This is a genomic window from Pseudomonas sp. BGI-2, from assembly GCF_004310295.1.
GTDB lineage: Bacteria > Pseudomonadota > Gammaproteobacteria > Pseudomonadales > Pseudomonadaceae > Aquipseudomonas.
In genome coordinates, this window is the sequence record NZ_SISB01000001.1 from 245,794 (window position 1) to 264,009 (window position 18,216).

Sequence of the window (18,216 nt, forward strand, 5' to 3'; positions counted from 1 at the left end):
CCTCGAATTCAACCGCAAGACTCGGGGTGCAGCGGGTTTGCGGGCTGGTTAATCTGAAGGAAACGGTCCAACGGACATGAAGCCATGACAACTCATTCGACAAAACTTGCCACCGAGAACGATCCTCGCTGGGCCGCCGTCGTTGCACGGGATCCCGGCGCCGACGGGCAGTTTGTCTATGCCGTGAAAACCACCGGAATTTATTGCCGCCCCAGTAGCCTGGCGCGTCTGCCGAACCCGCAGAATGTCGAATTTTTCGACACAGAAGAACAAGCCGAGGCGGCGGGTTATCGTCCGAGCAAACGGGCCACAAAGGATCAAAGCGACGTCGCCGCACAGCACGCGGCAACCGTGGCCGCCGCTTGCCGTTACATTGAGTCCGCCGAAAATCTACCTGCTTTGACCGAACTGGCAGACGCTGCGGGCCTGAGCAGCTTCCACTTTCATCGAGTGTTCAAAGCCGTGACCGGGCTGACACCCAAGGGTTACGCCAGCGCCCATCGATCACGCAAGGTTCGCGAACGCCTGGCCGATGGCGCCTCGGTCACCGACGCCCTGTACAACGCTGGCTTCAACTCCAACAGTCGCTTCTATGAATCGGCCGATCAGTTGCTGGGCATGAAGCCTGGCGATTACCGCGCGGCGGGCCAGAACAACGACATCCGTTTTGCCGTCGGCCAGTGTTCCCTGGGGGCGATTCTGGTGGCGCAAAGTGAGCGCGGCGTTTGCGCGATTCTGTTGGGGGATGATCCGCATCAACTGGTCTGTGATCTGCAGGACAAGTTTCGGCGCGCCAATCTGATTGGCGCCGATCACGAGTTCGAACAGTTGATTGCCAAGGTTGTGGGTTTTATCGAAGCCCCCGCGATTGGCCTGGATTTACCGCTGGACGTGCGCGGCACGGCGTTTCAGGAACGGGTCTGGCAGGCGCTGCGGGAGATTCCTGCGGGCAGTACCGCGAGCTACGCCGATATCGCTCTGCGTATCGGCGCTCCCAAAGCCGTGCGCGCCGTGGCCCAGGCCTGCGGCGCGAACAGTATTGCGGTGGCGATTCCGTGCCACCGCGTGGTGCGCAGCGACGGCAACCTTTCGGGCTATCGCTGGGGGGTGGAGCGCAAGCGCCAGTTGTTGGAGCGCGAGACTCGCTAATCAGCGATTCACATCGACCACAACCCGCCCGCGCAATTGCCCGGCAAGCAAACGCGGCGCAGCGTCGATGGCTTCGCTCAAGCCGATTTCATGGCTGATCAACGGCAGCAACGCGAAGTCCAGATCCTTGGCCAGGCGACTCCAGGCCTGTACCCGTTTGGCTTTGGGCTGGGTCACGCTGTTGATCCCGGCCAATGTCACGCCGCGCAAAATGAACGGCGCGACGGAGGCCGGAAAGTCCATGCCTTGTGCCAGACCGCACGCGGCAACCGTGCCATTGGCCTTGGTGCTGGCGCAGGCGTTGGCCAACGTGTGGCTGCCGACCGAGTCGATCACCGCTGCCCAGCGTTCCTTGGCCAACGGTTTGCCCGGCTCGGAAAGCGTGGCGCGATCGATGATCTCGCTGGCACCCAGTTGTTTTAGGTAATCGTGCTCGGTGGTACGGCCCGTGGACGTCACGACTCGATAGCCGAGTTTGCTCAAAAGCGCGATGGCGAAACTGCCTACACCGCCATTGGCACCGGTGACCAGGACTTCGCCCTGCTCAGGCGTTACGCCGTTATGTTCCAGCGCCAGGATGCACAGCATTGCCGTGTAACCGGCGGTGCCGATTGCCATGGCCTGGGCCGCGGTGAATTCCTTGGGTAGCGGGATCAGCCAGTCGCCATTGAGGCGCGCTTTTTGCGCCAGTCCGCCCCAATGGCCTTCGCCCACGCCCCAGCCATTGAGCAGAACCTGGTCACCGACCTTATAGTCCGGATGACCGCTGACTTCGACCGTACCGGCCAGATCGATCCCCGGCACCATCGGGAATTTCCTGACCACCGGGCTGCTGCCGGTGATCGCCAGGCCATCCTTGAAGTTCAGCGTGCTGTACGCCACGCGCACCGTCACATCGCCCTCAGGCAGTTGATCGTCATTGATCTCTCGCAGTGTGGCCCGGTAACCGCTGTCGTCTTTGTCGATCAAAATACCTTTGAACATCATTGCCTCTCAATGGAATCAATCACGTGGTGGGGCTATTGAAATACCACAAAGAAACATCTCGCCGTACAAGACTTTAAGCTAATCCGCCAAAGCGCCGAGCGTTTCCATGATGTGCGGCTACGCTTTTTTTTTCGCGTTTCTGGAACACTGGAAAACGTCCCGGATACAAAAGTCGGCTGGCCATGCGGCAGCCATTGCTGGTAAAAAACCGGTTCTACCCGTCGGAGAATCATTCAAATGAGCCAATGGCCAGACACCCGCATTCTTGACCTGTTCGGCATCGAATTGCCGATCATCCAGGCTCCCATGGCCGGCGCGACCGGCTCGGCCATGGTCATCGCGGCGAGTAACGCCGGCGGCCTGGGCTCGATGCCCGCCGCAATGCTGAGCATCGAACAGTTGCGCGAAGAGCTGAAGACGATCCGTCAACACAGCCGGCGTCCGTTCAACATCAACTATTTTTGCCATCAGGCACCGGCCGCCGATGAGCAACGCGCTCGGGACTGGAAGAATTTGCTGGAGCCGTACTACCGGGAACTGGGTGTCGATTTCGAGGCGCCCACGCTGGTGTCCAATCGCGCGCCTTTCGATAACGCCGCCTGCGAAGTGCTCGAAGAATTTCACCCAGAAGTCGTGAGCTTTCACTTCGGCCTGCCGGAAAAATCGCTGCTGGATCGAGTAAAAGCCACCGGGGCGAAAATTCTCTCCTCGGCGACCACGGTCGAAGAAGCCATCTGGCTGGAACAACATGGCTGCGACGCGATCATCGCCATGGGCTACGAGGCGGGCGGCCATCGCGGGATGTTTCTCAGCGATGACTTGAGCAGCCAGGTGGGCACATTCGCCCTCGTGCCGCAAATCGTGGATGCGGTGAAAGTGCCGGTGATTGCAGCGGGCGGGATCAGTGATGCCCGGGGCGTTGCGGCGGCCTTTCTGCTGGGCGCTTCGGCGGTGCAGGTGGGGACGGCTTACCTGTTCACGCCGGAAGCCAAGGTCAGCGCGTCTCACCACAAAGCGTTGCGCACGGCCAAGGAAAGCGAGACCGCGGTGACCAACCTTTTCACCGGCCGCCCGGCGCGGGGGATTCTCAATCGGGTGATGCGTGAACTCGGGCCCATGAGCGATAAAGCCCCGGCCTTCCCATTGGCCGGCGGTGCGTTGATGCCGTTGCGCGCCAAGGGCGAAGCGGATTTCAGCAATCTTTGGGCTGGGCAGGCGTTCACGCTGGGCGCTGAAATGACCACGGCGGAGTTGACTCGGCGCTTGGCGGAGGAAGGTTTGGCCAAGTTGCTCCGTCGCTAACGCACGCTTTTGTAGCAGCTGCCTTGTGGCGAGGGGATTTATCCCCTCGCCACAAGGCAGCTGCTACAGGCCGTGCGCAAACCCAGTACCAACACATTCCGTTTGCAGGCATTTCGCTATATATTCCGATATATAGCGTTTCCCCCCTCGTTGCATTTGCCTATAACGGAGCCGTTTCATGACCATTCGTGCCTCACGTTTTGCCCCCACTTGCCTCGCAAGTCTTCTCGCTGTGTTCGCTTTCGGGTCCGCTCAGGCGGACGAAGTCCAGGTCGCTGTTGCCGCTAACTTCACCGCGCCGATTCAGGCCATCGCTGCAGCTTTCGAGAAAGACACCGGGCATAAACTGGTCACTTCGTCTGGTGCGACGGGCCAGTTCTACACCCAGATCAAGAATGGCGCGCCGTTCGAAGTGTTCCTCTCGGCGGACGACACCACCCCGCAAAAACTCGAAGCCGAAGGCGAGACCGTCAAGGGGTCGCGCTTCACCTACGCCATCGGCACGCTGGCGCTGTGGTCAGCCAAGGAGGGTTACGTTGATGCCAAGGGCGATGTGCTGAAAAACAACGATTACAAGCATCTCTCCATCGCCAACCCGAAGGCCGCACCTTATGGCCTGGCCGCCACTCAAGTGCTGGCCAAGCTGGACCTGACCGACAAGGTCAAAGACAAGATCGTTGAAGGCCAGAACATCACCCAGGCCTATCAATTCGTTTCCACTGGCAATGCCGAACTGGGCTTCGTGGCCTTGTCGCAGATCTACAAAGACGGCAAAGTCACCGGCGGTTCGGCCTGGATCGTTCCGGCCGACATGCACGACCCGATCAAACAAGACGCGGTGATCCTCAACAAGGGCAAGGACAACCCGGCTGCCAAGGCGCTGGTCGACTACCTCAAGGGGCCGAAAGCCGCCGCTGTTATCAAATCCTACGGTTACCAACTCTAAATGTCGCTGACGAGTGCCGACTTTTCCGCCATCTGGCTGACCCTGAAACTGGCGTCCCTGACGACGGTTATCCTGCTGATCATCGGCACTCCGATTGCGTTATGGCTGTCGCGCACCCAATCCTGGTTGCGCGGCCCGGTCGGGGCGATCGTCGCCCTGCCCTTGGTCTTGCCACCCACGGTGATCGGTTTTTATTTGTTGCTGGCGCTCGGCCCTAACGGCTTTATCGGCCATTTCACCCAGTCACTGGGGCTCGGCACGCTCACATTCAGTTTTGCCGGGCTGGTAATAGGCTCGGTGCTGTACTCGATGCCGTTCGTGGTTCAGCCACTGCAAAACGCTTTTTCCGCCATTGGCACTCGCCCACTGGAAGTGGCCGCTACCTTGCGCGCCAATCCCTGGGACACGTTTTTCAGCGTTATCCTGCCGCTGGCTCGACCCGGCTTCATCACCGCTGCCATTCTCGGTTTTGCCCACACTGTCGGCGAGTTCGGCGTAGTGCTGATGATCGGCGGCAACATTCCCGACAAGACCCGCGTGGTCTCGGTGCAGATCTACGATCATGTTGAAGCCATGGAATACGCCCAGGCCCATTGGCTGGCCGGGGCGATGCTGGTGTTCTCCTTCGTCGTGTTGCTGGCGCTCTACTCCAGCCGTAAAACCAAAGCGGGCTGGAGCTGATCAATGATTCATACGCGTCTGAAACTGCGTTATTCGGGATTCGCCCTGGAGGTGGATCTGCAATTGCCCGGCCGTGGGGTCACCGCACTCTATGGTCATTCCGGTTCAGGCAAGACCACATGCCTGCGCTGTATTGCCGGTCTGGAACAGGCCGAACAGGGCTTTATTCAGGTCAACGATGAAGTCTGGCAGGACAGCGACAAGAAGATTTTCGTTCCCCCGCATAAACGCGCGCTGGGTTACGTCTTCCAGGAAGCGAGTCTGTTTCCCCATCTGTCGGTGCTGGCCAACCTGGAATTCGGCCTGAAGCGCATTCCCAAGCAGCAACGACGGGTCGACATGGCGCATGCCACTGAGTTGCTGGGCATTGGTCATCTGCTGGACCGTCATCCGCAGCACCTCTCCGGCGGCGAACGGCAGCGAATCGGCATCGCGCGTGCGCTGCTCACCAGCCCGAAGCTGTTGCTGATGGACGAACCGCTGGCGGCGCTGGATAGCCAGCGCAAAAACGAAATCCTGCCTTACCTGCAACGCCTGCACGATGAACTCGACATCCCGGTGCTGTACGTCAGCCACTCTCAGGATGAGGTTGCCCGTCTGGCCGACCACATCGTCCTGCTCAGCAACGGCAAGGCGCTGGCCAGCGGCCCTATCGGCGAAACGCTGGCGCGTCTCGACTTGCCCCTGGCGCTGGGCGACGATGCCGGCGTGGTGATTGAAGGACAGGTCAGCGCCTACGACTCCCACTATCAATTGCTGACGTTGCAACTGCCCGATACCGACCTGAGCATTCGCGTGGCGCACGCTCCGATGACCCAAGGCCAGGCGCTGCGCTGCAAGGTCCAGGCACGTGATGTCAGCCTGAGTCTGCAAGGCGTGGAGCAAAGCAGCATTCTCAATCGCTTGCCGGTGACGGTGATCAGTGAAATTGGCGCCGATAACGCCGCCCACGTGCTGATCCGCCTGAATGCTGCCGGCACGCCGCTGCTGGCACGCATCACCCGCTACTCCCGGGATCAACTGGGTGTGCACCCCGGCCAGCAACTCTGGGCGCAGATCAAAGCGGTGGCCGTTCTGGCGTAAATTCGCCGGCACCACGGCGAATGGCCGCGGTCAATGGCTGTACAGGCCCCCTGACTTGATCGCCAAGGATTTTCGCCATGTCCGACTCCGCGCTGCCCGATGTGCTGCCACCCGACCTGCATTATGTCGATGACACGCAGCCTGGAATCACCCGCAAACTATTGCGTGGCAAATTCTGCTACTTCGATCCCGCGGGCCAGCGCATTACCGATCCCGACGAAATCAAACGCCTCAACGCCCTTGCGGTGCCGCCGGCCTATACGAATGTGTGGATCTGCGCCGACCCGCGCGGCCATTTGCAAGCCACCGGACGTGACGCTCGCGGTCGCAAACAATATCGCTACCACGTGCGCTGGCGCGAAGTACGCGATGCCGACAAATACTCGCGGCTGCGGGACTTTGGCCTGGCACTGCCGAAACTGCGCAAACAGCTTGAAGCACTGCTGGACGCTCCGGGGTTCAGCCGAGACAAAGTCATGGCCACCGTCATTACCTTGCTCGATGCAACGCTGATCCGGGTCGGCAACACTCAATACGCGCGGGAAAATCGCTCGTACGGCCTGACGACTCTGCGCAGCCGTCACGTAGAGGTCAACGGCAGTGCGATCCTGTTCCAGTTCCGCGGCAAGAGTGGTGTCGAACACCAGATCACCGTAAAAGACCGACGCCTGGCGCGAATCATCAAGCGCTGCCTGGAGATTCCCGGACAAGACCTCTTTCAGTACCTGGACGAAAATGGCGAGCGGCACACCGTCAGCTCCTCAGACGTCAATGCCTACCTGCAAACCCTCACCGGCGCCGACTTCACGGCCAAGGATTACCGCACCTGGGCGGGTAGCGCTCTGGCGTTGTCGGTGCTGCGCGAATTGCAGTGGGAACCGGAGTCGGATGCGAAACGGCATGTGGTGGAGATGGTCAAGAACGTCGCCAGGCAACTCGGCAACACCCCGGCGGTGTGCCGCAAGTGCTACATCCACCCGGCGGTGCTTGAAGGCTTCATGCTCGGCGCCTTGGCCCAATTGCCTCGGCCGAGGCTGCGTAAAGGGCTCAGGGCAGAGGAAGTCGGGCTCGCCATGTATCTGGAGAAAATGATCGCGGCGGCCGAATCGACGAAATGACCCGTCCATTTTTTTTGCACGATCACAAAGAACTTCTATAGTTGATGTGGACATGAATCAGCCGCGGTGACGCCATGGAAGACATTTTCGTTGTGCAACGTTGCAACAAGATCATCATTCATGGCCGTCGGGCCGGAGAAGTTAGTCACCCGCCACCTGAAGCCGAAGTCTGGTATCGAATCTTCGATACCCGCACCCATGGTTTCATCGGTGACGGTTATGATCTTGAAGAAGATGCCCAGCGTGAATGCCTGCGGCTCAATCTCACCTCACAAGTGACGGCCCGACAAGCCTGAAGTCCGGGTCTATACTGAAAACAGCTGAAGGACCAGCGACCCCATCGGCAGAAAGCTCGCACCACGCGGGCTTTTTGCTGCTATTTGTCAGGTTTCTTGAACGGAGGTGTTTGCCATGTCCGAAAAAGAGTCCATCACCACCCTGCTCACCCTGCTCGACTCCCGCCAGGCTCGACTTGCCGCTGCGTGCAAGGAGATTGCCGACTGGGTAGATCATCAAGGAGGGCACCCGACAGCCCTCAGAATCCGTGACCGCCTGAACGACATCGAGAAAGACGCGCCACTGATTCGAAACACCCTGTCTTCGTTAAAACCTGTCGACCCGCCTCTTCCGCGGTTCAGATGATCCAATCTGGACGCGCGATTCGAGAACAGGGCCTGATTCAGGACGCATGAACGGCGACTCCATCGTCACCGCGCCCGTGCCTGTCTGATTATCTTGCGTTACACACCCACCCGGCCTGGCGCTGGGCTTTTTTTGTCGCCCTCTTTTCACGTAACGTTCACAACCCACGCCTTACAGTGAGTCACTCCTTTGAGAAACACCCCTGGCCTGCCCGCATGCAGGCCTTTTTTTTGCCCGCCAGGCAGCCAGCGAACGCCATCGCTCTTGGGAGGTCAAACGATCACACGTCGCGAAGGAGACGTTCCATGGTCACTCACTTCAAAGTCAGCGGGCATCTGGCCTGCGGCCACAAAGGCAGCAATCTCACCTCAAGCACCGAATTGACCCGCGTAAAGTGCAGAAGCTGCCGAAACACCGACGCATTCAAGGACGCGCGAAAAGCCGAACGCAACGCATCACGCCGTGCCGCACGCAAGGCCAAAGTCACCCACACCGCCAATGACTGGCGCGCAGCCTGGGTAGAACGGCTTACTGCCATGGCCGGGTTGCAAAGACTACCTCGTGGCTTTACCGGTCAGCCTTTTGTTTAAAGGCGATGAAGAGCCAATGCGGGGGCGAGCCTGCTCGCGATGAGGGCGGTACATTCAACATTGATTTGACTGATACTCAGCCATCGCGAGCAGGCTCGCTCCCACAGTGGATTGCGTTTGGGGCGACTTGCTCAGCTCAACCCGTTCCTGTCATGACTCGGACGCTTTCATGCACATGGGCTCCATGATCTCCGCGAGCGACATGCGCTTGAACGCTTCAAACAACCGCCGCCCCTCTTCGGGCGCACAAGAAGTGGCCAGCCGCATGGTTGCCTCACCGAGCTGCCAGATCAGAAAGGCAGAATCAGCAACCCGCTGCGTATCGCTGCCTGGATACACCCGAAGCATCGCATCGGCCAGTAACCCGCCCGCCACACGACTCTCCTCCAGCTCCAACGCCAGCAGCTGCTTGTCTACCTGCATGCCCGACCAGATATCGCGCATCGCAGGCTCGGCCTGAACGATCTCGTAATACTGATCCAGCAAGTCCGAATAGGCATCAGCCAACCCTTGGGCATCCTGCACCGCGACCAGAGCCTCTTCGATACAACGACGGCTTGCAGCGTTATAGCGCTCGGCCAGCGTGCGAATGACTGAACTCTTGTCTGGGAAGTATTGATAAAGCGACCCGATCGAGATCTCAGAGCGCTCAGCGATTTCGCTCATCTTGACCTGATCGCTGCCCTTGGTCGCGATCAGCTGAGTCGCCACGGCAAGAATTCGCTCCTGCCGCTCGCGACTGCGCTGTTGCGTGGGATTGCGTCGGCTCGGCTCTGAAACAGGTTGCTCTAGCCCGGCGGCGGCCTTCTTTCGCACTGGAGTGGTTCCCGATTAGTAACATGACAAGCACTCACCTTAGCACCCCCAACGTACGCCCCCAAGAGGTTGCGTCCGTACGTCGGTTTCCGTCACTACGTTGGTTGACGGCACAACATGAGCGTTTATCATCTTTTAAACGTGAGCATCACTCACATAACCCGATGGAGATGAACGCGATGAAAACCGCTCAAGACACTTTCCTCGTTCTCGGTGCGACCGGAAAAACAGGGCGCTGGATCACTCAACATCTCAAAGCGGCGGGATTGCCTGTGCGCCTTGGATCGCGCGAGGCGAATCCACTCTTTGACTGGGAAGACCGGACGACCTGGGATGCAGCGCTTGATGGCGTTCACGCCGTATATATTTCCTATCAACCGGACCTTGCCGTACCGGGCGCCCTCGAGACAGTTCAGGCGTTTACCGACCTGGCCGTCAAAAGTGGCGTCAGCAAACTGGTGCTGCTGTCCGGGCGCGGCGAGATCGAAGCGGAACAAGCCGAACGCGTCATACAGAACAGCGGCGTTGACTGGACGATCCTGCGGGCCAGTTGGTTCTTCCAGAACTTCAGCGAAGCGCATTTTCTGGAGCCCATTGCTCAGGGAGAACTGGCCCTCCCCGTCGGCAGTATCGCGGAGCCCTTCGTCGATGCGGAGGACATTGCCGAAATCGCCGTTGAGGCGCTGACCCAACCCGGCCATTCACGCCAACTCTATGAATTGACCGGGCCACGGGCGCTGACGTTTGCCGAAGCGGTCGAGGAGATCGCCAAGGGGACCGGGCGCGATATCCGTTTCACTGCCGTGCCATCGGAAGACTATCGTCAGGCGCTGGAACAGGCACAACTTCCTGCCGAGTTTATCGACCTGGTGCTGTATCTCTTCACAACGGTGCTCGATGGTCGCAACACGCCACTGACTGATGGCGTTCAGCGTGCACTAGGTCGGCCCGCGCGAGACTTCAGCGATTATGTTCGGCGTACGGTTGCTGCGGGGGTCTGGCAGAACCAGGGTTGAGGTCGACGAGGATCGTCTGCCAAATTGCGGAGCAGAAACGACAAAGGCCTGCATGAGTTTCCTCATGCAGGCCTTTGATATATATGGTGCCCGAAGCCGGAATCGAACCGGCACGCCCTTACGAGCGGGGGATTTTAAGTCCCATGCGTCTACCAGTTTCGCCATTCGGGCGGTAGCGCGGTGAAGCTGTCTGGCTTGTGCAACAGAGGACGAAATATATACATCCCGTCCCGGTGAAGCAAGTTCGCAGATACCCTTTTCAAGACAAAATCTTGCAAGGCTGCGGAAATAAAAAAGCTCCGTAAATCATAGATCTACGGAGCTTGTTTATAGTGGAGGCCGAGGTCGGAATCGAACCGGCGTAGGTGGATTTGCAATCCACTGCATAACCATTTTGCTACTCGGCCTCAAACATTTGCTGTCATGTAGCGCAACATCAAATGTGTACAAACTTGGAGCGGGAAACGAGACTCGAACTCGCGACCCCGACCTTGGCAAGGTCGTGCTCTACCAACTGAGCTATTCCCGCGTCTTGGTGTGGCGCATTCTATAGAATCCAGAAGCCCCGTCAACCCTTTGATTCAAAAAAGTTTTATTTCTTTTCCACGTCGGTCTTCAGATGCGGCCAGGCAGCCCGCAGGTATTGGACCATCGACCACAATGTCAGGCCGGCAGACACCAGCAACAAGGCGTAACCGATCAAGACCCAGAAGGTGAAGTCCGAGGGATTGGCCAGCAGGATCACCAGCGCGAGCATTTGCGCGGCGGTTTTCCATTTACCCAGGTTCGACACGGCGACGTGAGCGCGGGCGCCGAGTTCGGCCATCCACTCGCGCAGTGCCGAGACGACAATCTCGCGACCGATGATGACTGCGGCAGGCAGTGTGAGCCACAGATTACCGTGCTCTTGCACCAGCAATACCAGCGCCACGGCAACCATCAGCTTGTCCGCCACGGGATCGAGAAAAGCCCCGAACGGCGTGCTTTGTTCCAGACGACGGGCCAGATAACCGTCCAGCCAGTCAGTGGCGGCGGCAAATGCGAAGACCGAGGCGGAGGCCAGGTAGCTCCATTGGTAAGGCAGGTAGAACAGTAAAATGAAGATCGGGATGAGCAGGACGCGTAGAACGGTAATCAGATTAGGGATATTCATCGGCACAACTGGCTACGAGGTGAGGTGGCATTCTACTCGCTGTGCAGATTTGCATAAATCAACTCTGCGAGCTTTTTACTGATCCCGGGTGCTTTGGCGATCTCTTCGATGCTGGCACGAGACAGCTCCTGCAATCCACCAAAATGTTTTAACAAATCGCGCCGACGTGTCGGTCCGACGCCCGCAACGCCCTCAAGCGTCGATGTGCGCCGGGTTTTGCCACGGCGCGCGCGGTGCCCGGTAATTGCAAAACGGTGGGCTTCATCGCGTATCTGTTGAATCAGATGCAGCGCGGGGGAATCGCCACGCAACGTAAATTCGTGGGCTGCGTCATTGAGGTACAGGGTTTCAAAACCGGCCTTGCGTGTCGCGCCCTTGGCCACGCCCAGCAGAATCAGGTCAGGGACCGCCAGTTCATTGAGCACGTCGCGGGCCATCGACAGCTGCCCCTTGCCGCCGTCCACCAACAGAATGTCCGGCAGCTTGCCCTCCCCGTCTTTCAATTTGCTGAAGCGTCGGGTCAGGGCCTGGTGCATGGCCGCATAGTCGTCGCCCGGAGTGACGCCTTCGATGTTGTAACGACGATAGTCGGACTTGATCGGGCCTTCCGGACCGAACACCACGCAAGAGGCAACGGTGGCTTCGCCGCTGGAATGGCTGATGTCGTAGCACTCAAGACGCTGCGGCGACTCGTCCAAGTTCAACACTTCTGCCAGGGCCTCGAAACGTGCGGCGACGTGTTGACGGTTGGCCAGCCTCGCGCCCAACGCCTGCTCGGCATTGGTGACCGCCAGTTGTTGCCAGCGCGCTCGCGTGCCGCGTACTCGATGGCTGATGGTCAACTCGCGACCGCGCAGCTCTTCAATGGCCGTAATCAGGGTCGGAAAGTCTTCGTGAACCACGTTGACGATCAGCTCGCTCGGCAGGTCGCGCTCGGGACTGGTAATGAAATACTGACCAAGAAATGCAGCCATGACCTCGGAAACGTCTTCGTCGATTCCGACCTGAGGGAAGAAGTTCTTGCTACCCAGCACCCGCCCACCGCGCACGCTGATCAAGTGAACACAGGCGCCGCCCGGATTGACGAACGCGGCGATCACATCGATATCGCCCGTACCGCCTTCCATGCTTTGCTGGTCCTGTACCCGGCGCAGCAACGATATCTGGTCACGCAACTCGGCGGCGCGCTCGAACTCGAGGTTGATCGCCGCCTCTTCCATGCCGGCGGACAACTCGTCCGTCAGCGCATTGCTGCGGCCTTCAAGGAACATGACCGAGTGGCGAACGTCCTCGGCATATACCTCGGGCTCCACCAGCCCGACGCACGGGGCCTTGCAGCGTTTGATCTGGTATTGCAGACAAGGGCGCGTACGATTCTTGTAATAGCTCTCTTCGCACTGGCGAACAAAAAAGGTCTTTTGCAGCAGGCTCAGGCTTTCGCGAATGGCGCCCGCGCTGGGATACGGACCGAAATACTTGCCCTTGGCCTTCTTCGCGCCGCGATGGATGCTCAAGCGAGGAAACTGCCCATCCGAGAGAAAGACGTATGGGTAGGATTTGTCGTCGCGCAGCAGAATGTTATACGGCGGGCGCCATTCCTTGATCAGCGTCTGTTCAAGTAACAAAGCTTCCGTTTCGTTGGCCGTGATGGTGGTTTCGACCTGCGCGATGCGCCCCACCAGCGCCGCGGTCTTGGGCGCAAGACCGGTTTTGCGGAAGTAGCTGGCCAAACGCTTTTTCAGATTCTTGGCTTTGCCGACGTACAGCAGGCGTGCATCGCTGTCGAACATGCGGTAGACGCCAGGGCGCCCACTGACGGTCGACAGAAAAGCGCCTGGATCGAAGACTTCAGTCATTTTCAGAGGCTGGCATCGACCATGCCGTGACGCACCGCCAACAGCGTCAGCTCGACATCACTGCTGATCGAAAGCTTCTCGAAAATGCGGTAACGGTACGTGTTGACCGTTTTTGGCGACAGGCAGAGCTTGTCGGAAATGATCTGGACTTTCTGACACCCGACAATCATCAGTGCGATCTGGATCTCGCGTTCCGACAGCGCGTCGAAGGGCGAGTCGTTGGTTGGCTGAAAGGATTTGATCGCCAGTTGCTGTGCAATCTGCGGGCTGATGTAGCGTTGCCCGGCAAATACCAGGCGAATTGCCTGGACCATTTCCGGCAAACCGGCGCCCTTGGTCAGATAACCCGCGGCACCGGCCTGCAACAGCCGCGTAGGAAACGGATCTTCCTCGCACACGGTGACCGCGACGACTTTGATGTCCGGATGACTGCGCAATAACTTGCGCGTGGCTTCAAGACCGCCGATCCCGGGCATCTTGACGTCCATCAGCACCACATCGGGTTTCAACTCACGCGCTTTAAGCAGGGATTCCTCCCCCGACTCAGCCTGGCCGACTACTTGCAGGCCATCGATGTCAGCCAGCATTCGTGTAATGCCTGTACGAACGAGATCATGGTCATCGACTACTAGCACCCTAATCAAGCAGACACCTCGCGATATGGTCTTATTGGGTTGCCGGACACCTTAGCAAAAAGCGACTGGCAGACCTAGCGGCAAGCGCTATATAAAAAGTTTCATTACATCTTGAAAGGCCTGTCGCAAGCGTGTTTCAGCGATGCGGCTCATCGACATCGCGCTGCATTCTCAGGAAACACTCGTCTTGACCGACCACCTTCAGCCCTTTTCTCTCGTACAGTGCTTTGGCCGGATTCGTTTCAAAAACTGTCAGGCGTAGCGCCGGACGCCGCTCCTTGCACGCCATGGCAAATACCTGATCGACCGCCCAGGAACCGGCACCCTGCCCCTGAAACGCTTCGAGCACGTGCAACTCGCGGATATATAAAGCTCTCGGGTCGCGACTGAGGCTCACATAACCCTGCAAGACATCGTCACGGACGATCAACCAGTTCTCGCGCCCGGCCCAGGCAACATCGAAGGCTTCGTCCTGCCATAACAAATCATGCTGAATGTAGTAGCTGAGCATGGTTCGACAGGTCAGCTCGCGAGCGAAATCCAGATCCTGGGCGGTTGCCGGACGTAGTTCGAAGCCCATCAAGCCTCCGCGACATTGACGATTTGCCCGTTCCAGCCGTCAGCGTCCCGGCGAGCAACGACCAGCAGCTTGCCCGTGCCGGGGGCTGCGGAAATAAGCGATCCGTCCGCCGCCCAGATTGCACTGCGCCCAGCCGATTCCCAACCTCCCGTCACCCCGCCATGGTTAGCCATCAGCACTGCCATCGAATGGGTGCAAGCATAACCTTGCAAGAGGGCAGTATCCGGCGCATAGCCTTCTTCGGTGATCAGTACCCCGGCGGCATAAAGGGCGGCGCGCTGTTCTGCCGCCGCTGCTGCGTGGCTGGCGTGAGAAAAATCGGCGCACACCGCCAACGCGATCGTTTCAGTACCAATCTTCAACGTCGAACCACCCGTTCCCGGCGCAAACGCCACCTCCTCGCCCGGATGCAGATGCTGCTTGCTGTACACCCCGAGCGAACCATCGGCGCCCAGAACCAACGCACCGATCAGTACCGGCGAATCGTCCGACAGACGAATCGGCATTCCGACCACACTCGTCACGCCCAGTTCCCGCGCGAAATCTCGCAGCGGTCGCAGCACCTCGTCATTCGGGTCAATTGCCAGCTCAGCCGCCAACCCGCGCTCGTACCCGGTCAGCGACAATTCAGGAAAGACAAGCAACTGGACGCCCTGCTCCGCGGCAACCTGCATGAAGCGCTGATGCCAGGCGATATTGGCGGCCAGATCACCCGCAATGGAGATCGATTGAGCAGCGGCGATGGTCAGTGTCGTCATGTTTCGTCCTTGTGATGTGACTGGTTAAGCGGAACGCGAAGTGTGTCATAAACCCTGACGCACTCAAGCGATAGAAAACGTCACCAGTGACCGATAGCATTTTCTGATTGAAACCGCGCACCGGCCTCTAGTAAGCTCGGCGCATTCATCGGAGACAGACCATGTTCAACGCCCTCTCACAGCTTCGTACCGCCAGCGCCTCGCGCTCGGTTTTGGCTGCCCGGGCGCCTGACGTTTGTGCTCCGGTCAGCTTTTATTTTGGGTATTGGTTTAGCCACTGGCGCGCCTGATACCCACACGGCGCCCACTTTAAACGGGTCGCCACCAGAGAATTCTCAACCCCCGGTCGGCCTCCCGACCGGGGGTTTTGTTTTTTTCAGCCCCCAATTTTTAGCGACACACCAGACAACTTGAGGATTCAGAAAATGAACTACGCCACTTATTGCCGTTACGACAGTTTTACCGCCTGGCGATTTACCAGCCTCCGCTCGGGACAGCCTGCCGCCTCCGATCGGTCACCCACAGGTGGCAAGCACACACACGCAGCCAATCCGGCCAATTGTCGAACACCCCAGTAGGGCCGAGCACGCGGGAACGAACCCGCCGCCAGCCCAGGAAGCCTGACTATGAACTCGTCCGTCTCTGCTCTGCCGCTGTCCACCTTGAGCCCCGCCAATGAAGCGCTGACCCTGCGTCTGCCCAGCTCATTGCAGCTCAAACAGCAACTGCCCCTCGACAATGCCCTGACCCGGCAAGTCGCCGCTCACCGCGACGCGGTCCGCGCGATCCTCAACGGTGAAGATTCCCGTCTGCTGGTCATCGTCGGCCCTTGCTCGATACACGATCCCCAGTCCGCCCTCGAATACGCCGCCAATCTCGCTCGCCTCGCCACCGAAGTCAGCGATGAAATGTTGCTGGTAATGCGCGCCTACGTCGAAAAACCCCGCACCACGGTCGGCTGGAAAGGCCTGGCCTACGACCCGCGGCTTGACGGCAGCGATGACATGGCCGGCGGTTTGACGCTGTCGCGCGAACTGATGCGCGAAATGCTGCGCCTCGGCTTGCCGATTGCCACCGAACTGCTGCAACCCATGGCGGCGGGCTACTTCGACGATCTGTTGAGCTGGGTCGCCATCGGCGCCCGCACCACCGAGTCGCAAATTCACCGGGAAATGGCCAGTGGCTTGAGCATGCCGGTCGGTTTCAAGAACGGCACCGATGGCGGTGTCGCCGTCGCCAGCGACGCCATGCGTTCGGCCGCCCACCCGCATCGCCATTTCGGTGTCGACAGCCAGGGGCATCCTGCGGTGATTCAAACCCCGGGCAATCCCGACACCCATCTGGTTTTGCGCGGCGGTCATCGCGGACCGAACTACGATCGCGACAGCGTCGCCCAGGTGAACAGCGACTTGACCCGACTCAAGATCCCGGCCCGGATCATGGTCGACTGCAGCCACGCCAACAGCGGCAAAGACCCGGCACGACAGCCGGCCGTGTTCAACGATGTGCTTGAGCAACGCCTGCAAGGTAATAGATCGCTGATCGGCATGATGATCGAGAGCCATTTGTTCGAAGGCTGCCAGCCCTTGAGCCCATCGTTGCGCTACGGCGTATCGGTAACAGATGGCTGCCTTGGCTGGACCGGAACCGAACAACTGTTGCGCCAGGCTGCCGACCGGCTGCGATCACAGAACAGCGTTCAACGACCGGCATAACCACTGCCGACCTTCCAGCCCTCGATCGAGGGCTGGCGTTTGAAAAAAGTGAATCGGTTTACAGGTAAACGGCGTTCGCATAGTAGGCCGTTGCAACGATGCGCTCCGCAAACGACAAAAAGATGTCCAAATATTCCGAACAGGACCTCATTCTCTTTCGAACTTTCCTACATTCTCTATACCTTTTTCATCAGCTTACAGCGGATTCCTCATACACCGCCGAGCTGCCGGTGTGCTTTAGAGTGAGCCCATATCCACACCTCTGAACCACCGCAAAAAAGGAATGAACATGCTACGGAATGCAACCACTCAGTATCCAATCCTGCTGATCCACGGGCTCTTCGGCTTTGATCGCATTGGCAAAGTCGAACTCTTCCATGACGTCAAGCAGGCCCTCAGAAGTGCCGGCGCAAGAGTGTTTATCCCCCACCTCTCGGCTACCCAAAGCAACGAAGTGCGCGGCGACCAACTGTTGGCACAGATCGAACGGGTGCTGGAAGGAACCGGCGCCCAACAGGTCAACCTGATCGGTCACAGCCAAGGTGCTCTCGCGGCACGTTACGCCGCGGCAATCGCACCAGAGATCATTGCGTCGGTAACTTCGGTCAGCGGCCCGAATCACGGCTCGGAGCTGGCCGACTTTCTGCGCAAGGCCATGACGCCCGGACGCCTGCCGGAGCACGTCGCGGCAACGATTGCCACGCTGTTTGCCGACTTTCTGTCGTTGCTCAGCGGTCACCAGCACCTGCCGCAGAATGCCATTGCCGCGCTCAACGCATTGACCACCGAAGGTGTAGGCGCTTTCAACGACAAGTTCCCGCAAGGATTGCCGAAGACCTGGGGTGGAAAGGGCCGTGAACTGGTTAACGGCGTGCGCTATTACTCCTGGAGTGGGACATTGCAGGGCGACCTCCTCGACAAAGGCCTGAATGCAGTCAATCCGCTGCACGGTTTCCTCCAGGCCTTTTCCCGCTACTTCACCACCGAAGCAGAGCAGAATGACGGCATGGTTGGCCGCTACAGCTCCCATTTAGGCAAAGTTATCCGTTCCGACTATCCGCTGGATCATTTGGACAGCCTCAGTCAAACCGCCGGACCACTGGGCAAGGGCATCGACCCGATTGCCTTGTATGTGCAGCATGCCGAGCGCCTGAGAAATGCCGGCCTATAATCCGTCCGGAACTTTGAC

19 protein-coding genes and 3 tRNA genes are annotated in these 18,216 nt (G+C 59.0%); 12 read left to right on the forward strand and 10 right to left on the reverse strand.

What is annotated here, in order from left to right; all coding sequences use genetic code 11:
- Window positions 1–84: 84 nt before the first annotated feature.
- Complete coding sequence (gene ada / locus EYC95_RS01090; RefSeq protein WP_131058704.1) at window positions 85–1,149, forward strand: bifunctional DNA-binding transcriptional regulator/O6-methylguanine-DNA methyltransferase Ada; 1,065 nt, start codon at window positions 85–87, stop codon at window positions 1,147–1,149.
- Here ada and EYC95_RS01095 read toward each other — a convergent pair whose 3' ends face one another.
- Entirely contained in the window at window positions 1,150–2,133 is a 984-nt protein-coding gene (locus EYC95_RS01095; RefSeq protein WP_131058705.1) for an MDR family oxidoreductase, read from the reverse strand.
- Window positions 2,134–2,373: 240 nt separating this feature from the next.
- Between EYC95_RS01095 and EYC95_RS01100 the strand changes: the two genes are divergently transcribed.
- The 8 genes from EYC95_RS01100 (at window position 2,374) to EYC95_RS01135 (ending at window position 8,498) form a co-directional block, all read left to right on the forward strand.
- On the forward strand, window positions 2,374–3,438 hold the full coding sequence (locus EYC95_RS01100; RefSeq protein ID WP_131058706.1) for a nitronate monooxygenase family protein: 1,065 nt from the start codon (window positions 2,374–2,376) through the stop codon (window positions 3,436–3,438).
- Window positions 3,439–3,616: 178 nt separating this feature from the next.
- Entirely contained in the window at window positions 3,617–4,384 is a 768-nt protein-coding gene (gene modA / locus EYC95_RS01105) for a molybdate ABC transporter substrate-binding protein (protein ID WP_131058707.1), read from the forward strand.
- Entirely contained in the window at window positions 4,385–5,065 is a 681-nt protein-coding gene (gene modB, locus EYC95_RS01110) for a molybdate ABC transporter permease subunit (protein ID WP_131058708.1), read from the forward strand.
- A gap of 3 nt (window positions 5,066–5,068) precedes the next feature.
- A complete protein-coding gene (gene modC / locus EYC95_RS01115; RefSeq protein WP_131058709.1) occupies window positions 5,069–6,148 on the forward strand; it encodes a molybdenum ABC transporter ATP-binding protein in 1,080 nt (359 codons plus the stop codon).
- Window positions 6,149–6,225: 77 nt separating this feature from the next.
- On the forward strand, window positions 6,226–7,266 hold the full coding sequence (locus EYC95_RS01120) for a DNA topoisomerase IB (protein WP_131058710.1): 1,041 nt from the start codon (window positions 6,226–6,228) through the stop codon (window positions 7,264–7,266).
- 74 nt (window positions 7,267–7,340) lie between these two features.
- Window positions 7,341–7,562: a hypothetical protein gene (locus tag EYC95_RS01125; protein WP_131058711.1), complete on the forward strand. Its 222-nt coding sequence runs from the start codon at window positions 7,341–7,343 to the stop codon at window positions 7,560–7,562.
- A 115-nt stretch (window positions 7,563–7,677) separates the two neighbouring features.
- A complete protein-coding gene (locus EYC95_RS01130; protein ID WP_010460746.1) occupies window positions 7,678–7,908 on the forward strand; it encodes a hypothetical protein in 231 nt (76 codons plus the stop codon).
- 305 nt (window positions 7,909–8,213) lie between these two features.
- Window positions 8,214–8,498 carry a hypothetical protein gene (locus EYC95_RS01135; RefSeq protein ID WP_131058712.1) on the forward strand — a complete coding sequence of 95 codons (285 nt, stop codon included), beginning with the start codon at window positions 8,214–8,216 and terminating at the stop codon, window positions 8,496–8,498.
- 150 nt (window positions 8,499–8,648) lie between these two features.
- Here the strand turns inward: EYC95_RS01135 and EYC95_RS01140 are convergent, their stop codons facing one another.
- Window positions 8,649–9,314 (reverse strand): TetR/AcrR family transcriptional regulator, encoded by a 666-nt coding sequence (locus EYC95_RS01140; RefSeq protein WP_131058713.1) that lies wholly within the window; start codon window positions 9,312–9,314, stop codon window positions 8,649–8,651.
- A 179-nt stretch (window positions 9,315–9,493) separates the two neighbouring features.
- Here EYC95_RS01140 and EYC95_RS01145 point away from each other — a divergent pair, with 179 nt between their 5' ends.
- Window positions 9,494–10,330 (forward strand): NAD(P)H-binding protein, encoded by an 837-nt coding sequence (locus EYC95_RS01145; protein WP_131058714.1) that lies wholly within the window; start codon window positions 9,494–9,496, stop codon window positions 10,328–10,330.
- Window positions 10,331–10,414: 84 nt separating this feature from the next.
- Here EYC95_RS01145 and EYC95_RS01150 read toward each other — a convergent pair.
- The 8 genes from EYC95_RS01150 to EYC95_RS01185 form a co-directional block, all read right to left on the reverse strand.
- Window positions 10,415–10,501 (reverse strand) — tRNA-Leu (locus EYC95_RS01150).
- Window positions 10,502–10,663: 162 nt separating this feature from the next.
- Window positions 10,664–10,737 (reverse strand) — tRNA-Cys (locus EYC95_RS01155).
- Between the two features lie 46 nt (window positions 10,738–10,783).
- A tRNA-Gly gene (locus EYC95_RS01160) sits at window positions 10,784–10,859 on the reverse strand.
- A 63-nt stretch (window positions 10,860–10,922) separates the two neighbouring features.
- A complete protein-coding gene (gene pgsA / locus EYC95_RS01165; RefSeq protein WP_109632018.1) occupies window positions 10,923–11,483 on the reverse strand; it encodes a CDP-diacylglycerol--glycerol-3-phosphate 3-phosphatidyltransferase in 561 nt (186 codons plus the stop codon).
- Between the two features lie 32 nt (window positions 11,484–11,515).
- A complete protein-coding gene (uvrC, locus tag EYC95_RS01170; RefSeq protein ID WP_131058715.1) occupies window positions 11,516–13,339 on the reverse strand; it encodes an excinuclease ABC subunit UvrC in 1,824 nt (607 codons plus the stop codon).
- Between the two features lie 2 nt (window positions 13,340–13,341).
- Window positions 13,342–13,983 carry a UvrY/SirA/GacA family response regulator transcription factor gene (gene uvrY, locus EYC95_RS01175; protein WP_008015884.1) on the reverse strand — a complete coding sequence of 214 codons (642 nt, stop codon included), beginning with the start codon at window positions 13,981–13,983 and terminating at the stop codon, window positions 13,342–13,344.
- 127 nt (window positions 13,984–14,110) lie between these two features.
- Complete coding sequence (locus EYC95_RS01180) at window positions 14,111–14,554, reverse strand: N-acetyltransferase (protein WP_131058716.1); 444 nt, start codon at window positions 14,552–14,554, stop codon at window positions 14,111–14,113.
- Entirely contained in the window at window positions 14,554–15,312 is a 759-nt protein-coding gene (locus tag EYC95_RS01185) for a carbon-nitrogen hydrolase family protein (RefSeq protein ID WP_131058717.1), read from the reverse strand. The genes EYC95_RS01180 and EYC95_RS01185 overlap by 1 nt, the downstream gene beginning before the upstream one ends.
- Window positions 15,313–15,938: 626 nt before the next feature.
- On the opposite strand from EYC95_RS01185, the gene EYC95_RS01190 reads away from it, so the two are divergent.
- A complete protein-coding gene (locus EYC95_RS01190; protein WP_131058718.1) occupies window positions 15,939–17,027 on the forward strand; it encodes a 3-deoxy-7-phosphoheptulonate synthase in 1,089 nt (362 codons plus the stop codon).
- Window positions 17,028–17,316: 289 nt separating this feature from the next.
- Window positions 17,317–18,198, forward strand: a complete 882-nt coding sequence (locus EYC95_RS01195; RefSeq protein ID WP_131058719.1) for a triacylglycerol lipase — start codon at window positions 17,317–17,319, stop codon at window positions 18,196–18,198.
- Window positions 18,199–18,216 lie beyond the last annotated feature (18 nt).